Here is a 14,395-nt window from a genome sequence, read left to right as displayed (position 1 = left end):
GGCTGCCATGACTGATCTGACAGCGCTTGTGGGATCGCGTATCTGCCACGATCTTATCAGCCCGCTCGGCGCCATCGGCAACGGGATGGAGCTTTTGGCCATGGCCGCCGCCGAGACGCCCGATGACGCGCCGGGCGAAGAACTGGCGCTGATCTCGGACAGCGTGGCCCGCGCCAATGCCCGGATCCGCATGTTCCGCCTGGCCTTCGGCGCGGCAGGCGACGGCGCCGAGGTCGCCGGACGCGAAGTCTGCGAGATCCTTGCCGACTATTACGGCGGCAGCCGCCATAACGTGACGGCCGAACCGCCCGCAGCGCTCAGCCGTGCGATGGCCAAGGTCGCGCTGCTGGCGGTGCTTTGCGCCGAAACGGCCCTGCCCCGGGGCGGGCGCATCGCGCTGTCCTGGTCGGAGGGGCGCGTTGTCATGCAGGCCGAGGCCGAGCGGATGAGCCTCGATCCGCGGCTCTGGACGCCGCTGACCGAAGGGGCGCTCTGCCATGAGGACCTCCGCCCAGCCGAGGTACAGTTCGCGCTTCTGCCCATCGCGCTGGCCGAGGCGGGACGGCGGCTGACCTTCGATCATGACGAAACCCACCTGACGCTTGCCTTCTGAGCAATTAATCGTGGCCTATCCGAAATGCGGGACGCAGCACGCCACGGCACGCTAACATCTTAAAATCGCTTGTGTTTAAGTTCGCTCGTCGTCGAAACCAGTAGCCGCAACTACTCCGTAGCTTTCGCCCGACTGCTTACGTGGTGCTTACGCGGCTCAGTTGCTCTGATGACGAGGTTGATGATGCCAAAGATCACAAAACGGCTGGTTGAAAGCGTCAAGAGCCAGAAGAAGGACTACGTTGTCTGGGACAGCGACCTGCCTGGCTTCGGGTTGCGTGTTTTCGCTTCTGGGAAGCGCAGCTACGTGATCCAGTATCGCCGTGACGGACGGTCGCGCCGCTATACGATTGGCCTCCACGGTATCTGGACTGCCGAAACAGCCAGACGAGAGGCCAAGGTCCAGCTAGGGCGCGTCGCTCAGGGCGATGATCCGGCCGAAGAGCGCCACGAAGACCGACAGGCCATGACCATGCAACAGCTCTGTGAGCGCTACATCGAAGACCTGCACGCCGGCCTCATCCTCGGGAAACGTGGGCAGCCCAAGAGACCATCAACGGTCTCCACCGATATCGGGCGGATCAATGGGCATATCATCCCACTGATCGGCAAGAAGAGGGTGCGTGATCTGACCAAAGTGGATGTTACGAAGATGATGAATGACATTATCCTCGGCAAAACCCGCGCTACGCGAAAGACCAAAAAGCTAAGGGGCAAGACGATCTTGCGGGGTGGCCAGGGGACAGCAACCCGGGCGGTCGGGTTGCTGGGCGGTATCCTCACCTATGCTTCGGAGGCGGGCATCGTCGATACGAACGTCGCGCATGGCATCAGGAAGCCCAAAGATCGCGTTCGCGACCGGCGTCTGACACACAGCGAGTATCAGTTGATGGGTAAGATTCTGGACAAGGCCGAGCGGGATGAAAACCTCGCCACCATGGTCAGCATCGTCCGCCAGATCGCCCTCACGGGCTGCCGGCGCAGCGAGATTATCGAACTCCGCTGGTCCGATGTCGATCTTCCCAACAGCTGTCTGAGGCTGTCAGAGACAAAGGAAGGAGCGTCCACACGACCGATAGGACTGGCAGTTGTCGAGTTCTTGGAAACGCGGAGCTTGAGAAAGGAAGGGCCGTTCGTGTTCCCGGGTGTGCGCGGCAACAACGCATTCGGCAATTTTCCGAAGCAATGGAGCCAGCTTTTCGAGAACACCGAACTCTCCGATATCACCGCGCATGTCTTGCGCCACAGCTTCGCGAGCATAGCGCACGAACTCGGCTTCAGCGAAATCACCATCGCGGCCCTCCTCGGGCACTCGAAGGGTTCTGTAACGAGCAAGTATGTGCATACCCTCGATAGCAGCCTCGTCATGGCCGCCGATACCGTCGCGGGCTACATCTCAGGACTTCTGACTGGCAACCAATTCAAACAACCAGCTTACGCTTTTGATCGGTCTGCCAGAAAGCGTTCCCTTGACCAGTTCCTCGACGGGGTGGCAATGGCGCGCGACGAGTTGGGGACATGACGCTTGGGCCGTCTGGGTAAACGCCCGACCGCCGCGTTGATCAAGGCGGACATTTTTCGCATCGCCTCGAATTAGGGCTTCCACGACAACAGCAGCGCCAAGGTAGCCGAGATGACGCCCAAAGCGCATGTGCCGCTCCAGCCCCACTCGGCGTAGGCAGCTCCACCAATGCCGGCCCCGACCGCGCCACCAGCGAGCATGGTTGCCATGAATATGGTGTTAAGCCGGCTGCGTGCGTTCGGATCGAGTGCATAGACGCGCGACTGGTTGGCAACCTGGGAGGATTGCACAGCAAGATCCATGATCACAATGCCGGTGACCAACCCAATAATGGAACCTTGCCAGAGCCCGAAAATGAGGAAGGCCAGAATCACGAGCCCCGCGCCCATCGACACTACCACGGCAGGCCCGCGCCTGTCTGATAACCCGCCTGCGATAGGCGCGGCAATTGCACCGACGACACCGACAAGCGCCAGAAGACCTACAGCTGTTCCTCCGAGTTCATGCTGCGGCTCAGCCATTAGAAGCGCGAGGTTCGACCAAAAACTGATGAAGGTCGCAAAGATCAGGAATTGCACCGCGACCACGCGCCGGAGAACGCCATGCTTGCGTACCAACGTCCAAAGAGAGCCAAGCAGGCGCAGATAACCCACGTTGGTCGTCGGCATCGCACGCGGAAGCCAACGCGCCAGCGCCGCGCCGACAATGCTCATCACCACCGCGGCCAGCCAGAACACGTAAGGCCATCCCCAAAGGTCCGAGATTATGCCGCTTGCCGCTCGGGCAAGCAGAATTCCGATCAGGATGCCGCCTGTTACCGTGCCAAGTGCACGACCTTGACTGTCGGGAGGAGCCAGATGCACGGCGAGCGGCACGATCTGCTGGGCGACCGTGGCGAACAGGCCGACCGCGAAACTAGCAACAGCGAGCCACACGAAGCCGGGCGAGACAGCCGCACCGATCAGCGCCGCCACGAGGGCGACAATGCTCACGAGGATAAGTGACTTACGCTCGAGCCGGTCCCCGAGTGGCGCGAGGAAGAGTACCCCAAGCGCGTTGCCTGCCTGCGTCAGCACGGGCACGATGGCGGCGGTACCAGCCGTCAGCTCGAAATCCGTTGTCAGATGGCCGAGGAAAGCCTGATTATAGTAGCTGCTAGCGACGGCCGCACCGGCACCGACTGCCAGAAGGCGGAGCAGAGCGGCGGATAGATGTTCGGAACGGACACGGCCTGTTTGCATAGCATCAGACATGCACTACGGCCTTGTTCGCACAACTGACGTCTCTTGCCGAGAGAATGAGATTTTCTAATCCTGCCCGTTTCCTGCGGGACGCAACGCACCTTTGCTGAGGTCGGTCGGGACGGAAACATCAAGCCTTCTGCAGAGGACTGAGCTTGGCGCCAGGCGCGGTGCGCTTCCATTTCGAAGAGCGGCGCGATGGATGGAAGTCGGCGCTATGCCCCCCACGATTGATGCCCTATTCATCCTTGAACTTTCGCTGGTAGCGCTCCTCCGGCGAAACCCACTGCTCGATGAATGATAGCGGATCGAGATCGCCCAGCATCGAACGCGCCAAACGCAGCCGGGACTCCAGATGCACGCGCCGCTCTCCGTCCACCATCTGCATACGCTTTTCGGCCTCGACGAAGAACATCTCGACGGAGAGCGCCTTGGTCCAATCCGCCATGATATCCGAAAGCTGTTGAAGGCTCTCGGTGCGGGCCTTCGCCTCACTGCGCTTATCCTCTTCCCTCCGCCAGCGCTCCCATTGAAGCTCCTGTTCCCTTTTCTTCCGGGCAGCCTCGTCATCGGCCGCGTCCATGAGAGCCTTCAACTCTTCGGCCGAGCCTTCAAGCTTGCGGATCACTTCGCCGAACTCCCGATTGAACGAGCGCTTACTGGTCTCCTGCCATGTAAGCTGCCACTCTACTCCGGGGTGCGGAGAATAGGCGACCAAGCGAAAGCGTCCGCAAGGCAGGTCCTGTTCTGTCGTCCAACTGTGTGATGGCAACATCGACCGCCCCTGTCGTCGATTGAGCGTGCTTTCACGAACGTACTTCCCATTTTGGTAGCGCATAGTCGCTCGCTCGGTCATCTCCGTCAGAACCAGCCCGATCGGGATGGCGCCCAGGTACGCAATTGTGGGTCGGAGCGGCGACCAGATGGTGCCATGCCCATACTGACCGTACTTCCGGTCATGGCGGACGGTCTCCCGCTCTTCGATCTTTGCGCGCTGCAACTTCTGATCCGGAGGGGCGAACCGCACGGGATACCCCTTCTTTCCAAACGCCAGATAGAGACCATCGGCGAGGTCGAGCGCTCGTTCCAGAGACGCGGCGGATGTAACGATGTCAGAAAGGAGTTGCTTGTATGGGCGCAAGAATTCGTTGGCATCAATCTTGCGGGTCTTGAGAAACTGGCTCCTCGTCCCACGCAGCAGGGCATTCACTGCGGGCCTTGCCGCACCCCGGCCAGCTTTCTGCCACTCTTCACCGCGCTCTTCTCTCGCGGGACGTGCGAGAGGCCTGTCCTTGCTCCAGATCTGTTGATCTCCGGGCTGGGCCTCGGGTAGTTCCGGTCGGCGGGGAGCCCTGCCAACAGCCTTCTTCTGCCAGTATCCAACCGGGGGCCTGGGAACGCGCAGCACCGTGCACACTCGAGCCAGGTACGACCCTGAGACGGCATACTTCTCGGCCAAATGAAGGATCGGCGTTTCCCAAACCTCTTCGAAGAGCTGTTCCCGAGAAACCTCAAATCGGCCTTCTGCTCTGCTCAACGGGGGCGGCTTGCTGGTCATTTTAGTTCGCTTCCGGGCGGGCGCGAGCTCAGCCCGCACCTCGCATTCAGTCCTTTCGGCTCCTTCTAAGCGAATGAATCGCCGTAGCGCCACTCCAAGAGACCTCGTCCCTTGCGTGGCGGCACGCGACAAGCGTGGATTCTGCTCATGCCGAGTTGAGAAGCTCTCAATCGCCCTGCCCGTCCAGAACGCGGAGCATGTATTCGTGTGAACTGGGAAGGTCGCAAATGGAGTTTACCACAATAGGAGCCCTGGCGCTCTACGCCTTTGTCATGTCGATCACCCCGGGGCCAAACAACATGCTTCTCGCCAACGCGGGGCTGGTGTTTGGCTTTCGGAGCACCATACCGCAGATCGTTGGCATTCCGACCGGTGTGATCTCCCAGATCCTGCTCGTGGCCGCCGGTCTCAGCAGCCTTTTCGCACAGTTTCCCAGTATCCAGTTGGCACTCAAGGTGGCTGGGACGTTCTATCTGCTCTGGCTCGCCCTGAAGCTTTGGAAAGCCGATGCGCTGGCGCAATCACCTAATGCCACCCCGATCTCGTTTTCTCAGGCGCTGTTGTTCCAGTTCATCAATCCGAAATCGTGGCTGATCGCTCTCACAGCCGTCTCGGCATTTCTGCAGCCCGAGAAGGCGGTTCTTCCTCAATTGCTGATCATTTGCTTGGCCTTCGCATTGATCGGCACCCCGTGCATGGCCGTCTGGTCTGCCATGGGATCCGCCCTGCGGCGCCACCTCTCGAGTCCGACCGGCCTCAGGCGCGCAAACCGAACCCTCGCGGCGCTCGCATCGGCAACGAGCCTCATGTTCTGGCTCTGAGGGGGGACAAGGCACGCCACGCGCATTCGTTGCCTGATCTGGTGATCTGGCTGTCGTATTTTCGGCTTGCCGGGTTCTGGCTAATGGCTGGGCTCCTCCTCGTTCCAGCTCTCGCGGTGGCGATGTCTCTTATGCAGGAGCCCGGCTTCGAAGGCAGGGCATCTCAGGTGGCATTTCTGGCATTGGCCGCGCCACTTGGGTTTGTGCCGGTCCTCTTGCATTGGAAGTACGGACGACGGAAAGGCCCGATACTGACATTCACGGCGCAGGGCATCCTCATGAACGCCATAGATCCCGAGGCGAACATCCCATGGAGAGATATCGACGTCAGAGCAAGTTGGCACGTTCTCGGGGGCTGGCGGACGATCCTGACGTTCCGATGTGTCGGCCGACCTCCGAAAGAGGGAAGACGTGTCGGAGCCGCTGATCTCTACGAATTGCGACTTCCCAACATTGCAACCAAGGGCTGCCTGAGCCTGCAGAGGCTTGCCAGGTCCTACAAGAAGGCGACGATGTCAGATGAGCAGCGGACCAAATCTTAACTGTCGACGGGCGGCGCGGCATGAATTATCTATAATTCATGAAACACGCCCCTGAAGAGACCCAGTCCGCCCGCATCGCCCGCGTCCTTGCCGACCGTATCATCTCGGGCGAGATTCCGCCCGGCGCGCGACTCCGGCAGGACCATGTCGCTGCCGAGTTCGGCGCGAGCCATGTCCCAGTGCGCGAGGCCTTCCGCGAGTTGCAAACCCAGGGTCTGGCAGAGAGCGAACCAAGGCGTGGCTTTCGCGTCACCGAATTCGACGTGGCCGAACTGCGCGAGGTGGCCGAGATGCGTTCCAGCCTCGAAAGCCTCGCCCTGCGCCATGCCGCGCCCAATATGACACGCGCTATTCTTCAGGAAGCAGAAGAGGTTACGCGCCACGGCGACAGTGCCAGTAACGTCCGTGACTGGGAGGCAGCAAACCGCCATTTTCACCGGCTCATCCTGTCCCCCTGCCGGATGCCGCGTCTGCTGCGGACGATCGACGACCTGCAGGCAGCCAGCGCCCGGTTCCTCTTTGCCGCATGGCGGCGCGACTGGGAGGCGCGCACAGATCACGACCACCGCGCCATTCTCGACGCTCTGCGCAAGGGGCAGACCGACCTCGCCCGCGCCACGCTCGCGCGCCATGTCGGCTGGATCGGCAAGCGCAAGACTGCCGTGAAAAATGCCGACGCAAGAGAGACTTACGAGATTCCCGGATAATTATCTATAAACTGAATTGCAGGGATCGCACACAGCCTTCGTAATTATAGATAGATTCGATGCCTATCTTCGGAGGACTGACCCATGGCATTTTTCACCCCCTCGCTGGCCCGCCCCGCCGCGCTCGGGCGCGGCCTTGCGCTGGCGCTCGGCGGCGCGGCGCTGATCACGCTCGGCGCCAAAATCCAGATCCCGTTCTGGCCGGTGCCGATGACACTGCACACGCTGGCGGTCTTCTTCCTCGCCGCCACGCTCGGGCCGAGGCTCGGCTTTGCGGCAATGGCGGCCTATCTGGCGGCGGGCGCCCTGGGAATTCCGGTCTTCTCGGGCACGCCGGAACGCGGAATCGGGCTGGCGTATATGGCCGGACCGACCGGCGGTTATCTTGCGGGCTACCTGCTGGGCGCGGGCCTGATCGGCTGGCTGGCGCAGGGGCGCGGGTTGATCGGGCGCTCCCTGGCGATGCTGGCGGGCCTCGCCGTGGTCTATGCCCTCGGCCTCGCCTGGCTGGCGCTCTATGTCCCGACGCAGGGGCTGCTGGCCGCGGGTCTCACGCCCTTCCTTCTCGGCGATCTGGTCAAGCTGGCTTTGGCCTCGGGCCTCATCGCGGCCATCGCCCGCCTCCGGACCCGCGCGGCATGATCCGCAGCGACTGGACCATGGCGGAGGCCAGGGCGATCCACGCCCTGCCCTTCGCCGACCTCATGCATCGCGCCCAGACCCTGCACCGCGCGCATTTCGACCCCAACGCGATCGAAACCGCGAGCCTGCTCAGCATCAAGACCGGCGGTTGCCCCGAGGATTGCAGCTATTGCTCGCAATCGGCCCATCACGAGACCGGGGTGAAGGCCACCAAGCTGATCGGAACCGACGAGGTTCTGGCCGCCGCGCGGCGCGCCAAGGCCTCGGGCGCGCAAAGGTTCTGCATGGGGGCCGCCTGGCGCAGCCCCAAGGACCGCGACATGGACAAGCTCTGCGACATGGTGCGGGGCGTGTCCGAGTTGGGGCTGGAAACCTGCATGACGCTGGGGATGCTGTCGCCCGAACAGGTCGCGCGGCTGAAGGCGGCGGGCCTGGATTTCTACAACCACAATATCGACACCTCGCCCGAGTATTACGCGCAGATCGCCACCACCCGGACGATCGAAGACCGCCTCGACACGGTCGAACAGGTGCGCAAGGGTGGTATCAAGGTCTGCTGCGGCGGCATCCTCGGGATGGGTGAGGCCGAGGAGGATCGCATCGCCATGCTGGTGACGCTGGCCACGCTCCCTGCGCATCCCGACAGCGTGCCGGTGAACCTGTGGAACGAGATCGAAGGCGTGCCGGTGCCGGTGCAGGCGCGGGCCCAGGCCGTCGACCCCTTCGCTCTGGTGCGCATCGTGGCGCTGGCGCGCATCCTGATGCCGGCTTCGGTCGTGCGGCTTTCGGCCGGGCGCACGGGGATGAGCGACGAGCTGCAGGCGCTGTGCTTTCTTGCCGGAGCGAACTCGATCTTCGTGGGCGACCAGTTGCTGACCACCGGCAACCCGGCAGCGTGGAAGGATCAGGACCTGCTGACCCGGCTGGGGATGCATGTCGCCCCCGCGCAGGTCCGGGCCCGGGTCGCGGCGGAATAGGCTCAGCCCGGAACACTTCGGGCGAGGATCTCAACCGCCCGGGCGATCTGCCCTTCGTCCAGCGCCGCATAGCCCAGCCGGAAGGCTTGCGGCGCCGGACCCTCCAGCGCAAAGCGCGTACCCGGCAGCAGCGCCAGACCCACCTGCCCCGCGGCTTTGGCCCAGGCCTCGGCGGACCTCCCCTCGCAACGCAGCCACAGCGCAAGGCCCCCGGCGGGCAGATCGAATGTCGCCCGCCCGGCCAGATGCTCCCCCAGCAGCCCCGCCAGCAGATCCCGCCGCGCCCGGTAGACCCGCCGCGCCTTGCGGGCGTGACGGCCGAGATCGCCATCGCGGATCAGTTCCGCCAGTGCCGCCTCCAGCGGCGCGTCGCCCTGCCGGTCGATGGCGGCGCGCGCCTCGGCCATCCGCCGTAGCAGCGGCTCGGGCGCCAGCGCATAGCCCAACCGGATGCCCGGCGAGAGCAGCTTTGACAGCGAGCCCACATAGATCAGCGGTAAGCCCTCGGGCGCACGGGCGGCCAGCGGCAGCACGGGGCGGCCCTCGAACCGGTACTCGTGGTCGTAATCGTCCTCGATCAATGTGAGCCCATGGCGCTGCGCCAACTCCAGCAGCTGCAGCCGCCGCGCCGCGCCCATGGTCACCGTGGTCGGGTATTGGTGATGCGGCGTGACATAGACCGCCCGGATGCGCGGATCGCGGGCAAGCGCAGCCTCCAGCGCGTCGATCCTGAGGCCGCCGCCATCCACCGGCACGCCCCGCACCTCTGCCCCCGCTGCGCGGAACGCTTCCCAGGCCAGCGGATAGCCCGGTTCCTCCACCGCGATGACCTCGCCCGGAGACAGCACCGCCCGCACGGCCAGGAACAGCGCCATCTGGCTGCCCCGCGTGATCAAGAGCCGCGACGGCTCCGCCACTACGCCCCGGTCCGTGGCGAGATAGCCCGCCAGTGCCTCGCGCAGTGAGGATGTGCCGCGTGCATCGCCGTAATCCGCCCCGGCGCGGAAGGCCGACGACAGCAGCGCCCGGCGAAAGGCCCGGGCCAGCGCTTTGTCGGGCACCAGCTTGGGGTCCGGCGCGCCGTCGGTAAACGCGAGCCCCGCGCGTGGCGCCACCGGGTCCATCGGCGTGGGCGCGGGTCTGCGGACCAGCATCCCCTGCGGCAGATCCTGCGCCACGAAGGTGCCCCGCGCCGGTTCCGCCTGCAACCAGCCTTGCGTCAGTAGCTCCTGATAGGCGGCATCCACCGTATTGCGATGGACCCCCAGCTCGCGCGCCAGCGCCCGAGTGCCGGGCAGCCGCGCTCCGGGCTTCAGGCGTCCGCGGGTGATGTCACGGGTGATCGCCTCGGCAATGGCGAGGAAAAGCGGGCCGTCGTGGCTCGGCTCCATCTCGAGGGCAAGAGGCTCGCGCATGTCGAAAACCGGCCTATCTCAATCATTCATACTGGCACTTTTGCATAGGCCAGTGTTTTGCCACAGAGGCGAAAACCGCAAGAGGCTTCGACCATGAAATCAGCCCTGATCCTAGGCCACCTGGCCTTTGAAGACCTCGGGACCTTTGCCCCGGTTCTGAGGAACGTCGGCTACCAGCTCAAAGACATCGAGGCGGCTGTGGACCCACTGCCCGACGCGCTGGAACCGGATCTGGTCGTGGTTCTGGGCGGGCCGATTGGCGTGAACGATGGCGCCGCCTTTCCTTGTATGACAGAGGAGCGGAAATGGCTGGCCATGAGGCTGGCCGCGGATCGCCCAACCCTCGGCATTTGCCTCGGCGCACAGCTCATGGCCGCGGCCCTCGGAGCCCGTGTCGCGCCCATCGCCGAGAAGGAGATCGGCTTCGCGCCCCTGACCCTAACCCCGCCTGGCTGGGCCGGCCCGCTTGCCCACCTCTCGGACATCCCGGTACTGCACTGGCATGGCGAGGGCTTCGACCTGCCAGCAGGAGCCGAGCGCCTAGCCGCGACCCCCGGCTGCGAAACACAGGGCTTCGCCCGGGGCCGCAATATTCTCGGCCTGCAATTCCACCCCGAGGCCGGGATGCTGCCGGATTTCGAACGCTGGCTGATCGGCCATAGCGCCGAGCTGGCACAGGCGGGGATTGCCCCCGAGGCTCTGCGGCAGGATGCAGGGGTACATGGCCCGGCCCTGCGAACCACCGGTCAGGCCATGCTGAAACAATGGCTGCGGGGCTTGGATGAATGAGGCCCGTCACACTCCTGACAGGTCGCGCCGCTCCCCTGCCCGGATGCGACACGCTGAGCGGGATCGGGAAGACGCCGGTCACCCACCCGCTGACGCTTGGCCCCGAGGGCTTCGGAGGCGACGAACAGGCCGACCGGCGCGTACATGGCGGCGTCGAGAAGGCCGTGCATCACTATCCGCTCGATCATTACAGCGACTGGCGCGCGGAACTCGGTGACCTTCCGGCGCTGACCGCTCCCGGCGGGTTCGGCGAGAATATCTCGACCGCCGGGCTCACCGAAGCGGAGGTCTCCGTCGGCGATACATTCCGGCTGGGCGGTGCGCTGATCCAGGTATCGCAGGGGCGCCAGCCCTGCTGGAAGCTCAACCACCGCTTCGGCGTGGCCGACATGGCGCGGCGCGTGCAGCAGACTGGGCGCACGGGATGGTATTACCGCGTGCTCGAACCCGGCACCGTCGCCCCCGGCGACCGGCTGGAGCTGATCGACCGTCTGGCGCCGGACTGGACCTTGCGGCGGCTCTGGCATGCGCTCTATGTGGACCGGATGAACCTGGTCGAACTAGAAGGCATCGCCGCGCTCGATGTCCTGGCCGAGGGCTGGCGCAAATACGCGGTCCGGAGGTTGGAAAGCCGCCGGGTCGAGGACTGGAGCAAGAGGCTGGACGGCACCGCATGAAACGCCCACCTTTCGTGATCTCGATCCAGAGCCAGGTCGTCTTAGGCCATGTCAGCAATTCCGCGGCGCTCTTCCCGATGCAGGCGGCCGGGCTTGAGGTCGCGGCGATCCCGACGGTGGTCTTCTCGAACACGCCAGATTACCCGACCCTGCGCGGCCGCGCCCTGCCGCCCGAGTTCTTTTCCGACCTCCTGCAAGGCGCGCGCGAACGCGGCCTGCCCGAGCGGGCGGATTACATCCTCACCGGATACATCGGCTCGCTCGATGTGGCCGAGATGGTGGCGGATTTCGTGGCCGAGGCGAAGGCGGCGAACCCGAGCCTGCGGTACATCTGCGACCCGGTGATGGGCGACACCGGTCCCGGCCTCTATGTCCCCGAAGCCATCGCTGGCGTAATGCGCGACCGGTTGCTGCCGATGGCCGACATCGCCACGCCGAACCCCTTCGAACTCGCCTGGCTCACCGGGCAGCAGATCCGCACTCTGGCGGATCTTCAGGCCGCGCGCGAGGCGCTGCACATCGCGCCCGAAGCGCATCTGATCGCCACCGGCTGCGTGCTCGACGACACCGGCCCCGGGCAACTAGAGACGGTGCTCTTGGGTCCCGAAGACCTCAGCCGCCACCCGACCAAGCGCCTGCCGATCGCCCTGCCCGGCACCGGCGATCTCTTCGCTGGGCTTGTGGTCGCGGGCATCGGGCGGGGCCTTGCCCTGCCCCGCGCCATCGAGACCGCCCAGACCCTAACCGCCCGCGCCCTCAGCCACGCCGAGGCGCTTGGTGCGGGCGAGGTGGTGCTAAGCGAGCCGGAATTTCGTCGCGCGCTGCTTTCGCTTGGGTCCGGCTGAGGCCGGGTGACGCGGACATCTTCGCCTGATCAGGCCTGCACATAGAGTGACCCGACCTGCCCCGTTCAGGGTGGGAACGGACTGCCAAAATCCGTATGAAACCCGGTGGGAACTTATTCAGGGCAAGAAGGATTCTGCACGCTTGAATATCTACGCCTCCGGCCGAGGCTGTGTGGAAACCCCAAGATGTGGTATGCTTCCTGCGATACAGGGGGTGCATTTATGTCAGGTTTCATTGAAGGGGTTGATCGCGGTCAGATCACGCTTTTTCCGGATCGCCTGGAGGACTGGATCGACGAGGACAACCTCGTGCGCGTCGTCGATCTCTTCGTGGATGAACTCGATCTGCCCGGCCTTGGGTTCGCGCGTTCAGCACATGCACGCACCGGGCGGCCCGGATATCACCCTGCGGTTCTGCTCAAGCTGTTCATCTACGGCTATCTCAATCGTATCCCCTCCAGTCGCAGGCTGGAGCGCGAGGCGGGGCGGAATGTCGAGGTGATGTGGCTGACCAGCAGGCTGGTGCCGGATCACAAGACCATCGCGGATTTCCGGCGTGAGAACAGTGCGGCCATCCGCAAGACCTGCGCGCAATTCGTCGAGCTGTGCCGCCGGATCGGCACGCTGAAGGGCGATTGCGTGGCCATCGACGGCAGCAAGTTCAAGGCGGTCAATAACCGCGACCGCAACTTCACCAAGGGCAAGATCGCCAGCCGCCTCGCGCATCTGGAAGCGGATGTCGAACGCTATATCACCGAGATGGTCCGCATCGACCGGCAGGAAGAAGGCGAAGCTCGGACCGAGAGGGTTGCGCATCTGGCGCAGCGATACGGGCGCCTGAAGCAGGAGATCGGGAAACTCAGGGCGATGGACAAGGCGCTGGCCGATGCCCCTGATGGTCAGATATCCCTGACCGACCCGGATGCCCGCGCCATGGCCACCAGCGCGCGCAACAGCGGGCTGGTGGGCTACAATGCGCAATGTGCCGTGGATACCGAGACCCATATCATCGTCACCCATGACGTCACGAACAAAGGGTTCGACCGGGACCAGCTCAGCCCGATGGCGATTGCAGCCAAGGAGGCGCTTGGGCGCGATGACCTGCACGCCCTCGCCGACAAGGGCTATTTCAGCGGCGCCGAGATCGTCGCCTGCGACAAAGCCGGCATCACTGCGACCCTGCCGCGCCCTGAAACATCCGGGAACCGAAGCAAGGGCATGTATGTGAAGGCCGACTTCAAATATGACGCCGCGCGCGACGTCTATATCTGCCCGACAGGGGATGAACTGACGTATCGCTACACGCGCGAGGAAGACGGGCTCAAGGTCCGGCGATACTGGACCAATGAATGCCAGCACTGCCCTGTGCAGTCGCGCTGCACCACGGGCAAGGAGCGCCGCATCGCCCGCTGGGAATACGAGCATCTGGTGGACGAGATGCGCGACCGCCTGCGCAGCGATGCCGATCCCATGACCCTGCGCCGAAGCACTGTCGAGCATCCCTTCGGCACGATCAAGGCCTGGATGGGGGCCACCCATTTCCTGACGCGCCGCCTTCGAGGCGTCAGGACCGAAATGGCGTTGAACGTGCTGGCCTACAACATCAAGCGCATGGTCGCCCTGATCGGCATCCGCAGGCTGATGGCGGCTATTCCCGGCTGAACAGGCAAGAGGCTACCCCGAAAACGCAGCGAGAAGGCATCCAGCACCCTCTCCGCGGCCCGCAGGCGGGCGGGAGACAACCGGTCAAGCGAAACACCCCCTCTGTGAACCGATGACGTCGCGCGCGGGTCTGGCCGCAGGAGTTTCCACACAGCCTAGGCCCATCGCGGACATTGGCCATAGCCGGAGTCTCTGCAACGCGACATCCGAAAAGCAGACCCTGGGTACTTTCAAATTATTTCGAGTGAGCGCGAAGACCAAAGTTAGTTGCGGACGCGATCAATACAAGTGTAAACGGTGTCGCCACCCCACATTGCCGACGGGATCAGCCATTGCGAGTTGATACGCATCCAAAGAAAAGGAGTGCGTTTCGCAATGTTCGCAA

At 64.0% G+C, this 14,395-nt stretch carries 13 protein-coding genes; 10 read left to right on the top strand and 3 right to left on the bottom strand.

Features of this window, described 5'->3' with window-relative positions:
- Positions 1 to 7: 7 nt before the first annotated feature.
- On the top strand, positions 8 to 613 hold the full coding sequence (locus EV657_RS08005; protein ID WP_113668494.1) for a histidine phosphotransferase family protein: 606 nt from the start codon (positions 8 to 10) through the stop codon (positions 611 to 613).
- A gap of 183 nt (positions 614 to 796) precedes the next feature.
- Positions 797 to 2,134, top strand: coding sequence for a tyrosine-type recombinase/integrase (locus tag EV657_RS08000; RefSeq protein ID WP_134077588.1), 1,338 nt, complete (start codon positions 797 to 799; stop codon positions 2,132 to 2,134).
- A 71-nt stretch (positions 2,135 to 2,205) separates the two neighbouring features.
- Here the strand turns inward: EV657_RS08000 and EV657_RS07995 are convergent, their stop codons facing one another.
- Entirely contained in the window at positions 2,206 to 3,387 is a 1,182-nt protein-coding gene (locus EV657_RS07995; RefSeq protein WP_208323245.1) for an MFS transporter, read from the bottom strand.
- A 226-nt stretch (positions 3,388 to 3,613) separates the two neighbouring features.
- Complete coding sequence (locus EV657_RS07990; protein ID WP_134077587.1) at positions 3,614 to 4,933, bottom strand: hypothetical protein; 1,320 nt, start codon at positions 4,931 to 4,933, stop codon at positions 3,614 to 3,616.
- Positions 4,934 to 5,160: 227 nt separating this feature from the next.
- On the opposite strand from EV657_RS07990, the gene EV657_RS07985 reads away from it, so the two are divergent.
- The 4 genes from EV657_RS07985 (at position 5,161) to bioB (ending at position 8,622) form a co-directional block, all read left to right on the top strand.
- Positions 5,161 to 5,754 (top strand): LysE family translocator, encoded by a 594-nt coding sequence (locus EV657_RS07985; RefSeq protein ID WP_134077586.1) that lies wholly within the window; start codon positions 5,161 to 5,163, stop codon positions 5,752 to 5,754.
- Between the two features lie 580 nt (positions 5,755 to 6,334).
- Complete coding sequence (locus EV657_RS07980) at positions 6,335 to 7,003, top strand: GntR family transcriptional regulator (protein ID WP_134077585.1); 669 nt, start codon at positions 6,335 to 6,337, stop codon at positions 7,001 to 7,003.
- A gap of 84 nt (positions 7,004 to 7,087) precedes the next feature.
- Positions 7,088 to 7,645, top strand: coding sequence for a biotin transporter BioY (locus tag EV657_RS07975; protein ID WP_134077584.1), 558 nt, complete (start codon positions 7,088 to 7,090; stop codon positions 7,643 to 7,645).
- A complete protein-coding gene (bioB, locus tag EV657_RS07970; protein ID WP_134077583.1) occupies positions 7,642 to 8,622 on the top strand; it encodes a biotin synthase BioB in 981 nt (326 codons plus the stop codon). Before EV657_RS07975 ends, bioB begins: the two co-directional genes overlap by 4 nt.
- Before the next feature lie 2 nt (positions 8,623 to 8,624).
- Here the strand turns inward: bioB and pdxR are convergent, their stop codons facing one another.
- Positions 8,625 to 10,037, bottom strand: a complete 1,413-nt coding sequence (pdxR, locus tag EV657_RS07965) for a MocR-like pyridoxine biosynthesis transcription factor PdxR (protein ID WP_134077582.1) — start codon at positions 10,035 to 10,037, stop codon at positions 8,625 to 8,627.
- Between the two features lie 93 nt (positions 10,038 to 10,130).
- Between pdxR and EV657_RS07960 the strand changes: the two genes are divergently transcribed.
- The 4 genes from EV657_RS07960 (at position 10,131) to EV657_RS07945 (ending at position 14,010) form a co-directional block, all read left to right on the top strand.
- A complete protein-coding gene (locus EV657_RS07960; protein WP_134077581.1) occupies positions 10,131 to 10,826 on the top strand; it encodes a glutamine amidotransferase in 696 nt (231 codons plus the stop codon).
- Positions 10,823 to 11,503 carry an MOSC domain-containing protein gene (locus tag EV657_RS07955; protein ID WP_134077580.1) on the top strand — a complete coding sequence of 227 codons (681 nt, stop codon included), beginning with the start codon at positions 10,823 to 10,825 and terminating at the stop codon, positions 11,501 to 11,503. The genes EV657_RS07960 and EV657_RS07955 overlap by 4 nt, the downstream gene beginning before the upstream one ends.
- Positions 11,500 to 12,348, top strand: a complete 849-nt coding sequence (pdxY, locus tag EV657_RS07950; RefSeq protein ID WP_134077579.1) for a pyridoxal kinase — start codon at positions 11,500 to 11,502, stop codon at positions 12,346 to 12,348. Before EV657_RS07955 ends, pdxY begins: the two co-directional genes overlap by 4 nt.
- Positions 12,349 to 12,570: 222 nt before the next feature.
- Positions 12,571 to 14,010 (top strand): IS1182 family transposase, encoded by a 1,440-nt coding sequence (locus EV657_RS07945; RefSeq protein ID WP_134077664.1) that lies wholly within the window; start codon positions 12,571 to 12,573, stop codon positions 14,008 to 14,010.
- Positions 14,011 to 14,395 lie beyond the last annotated feature (385 nt).

It is taken from the genome of Rhodovulum visakhapatnamense, assembly GCF_004365965.1.
GTDB classification, from domain to species: Bacteria; Pseudomonadota; Alphaproteobacteria; order Rhodobacterales; family Rhodobacteraceae; genus Rhodovulum; species Rhodovulum visakhapatnamense.
This window is presented reverse-complemented; position numbering and strand designations above follow the sequence as displayed.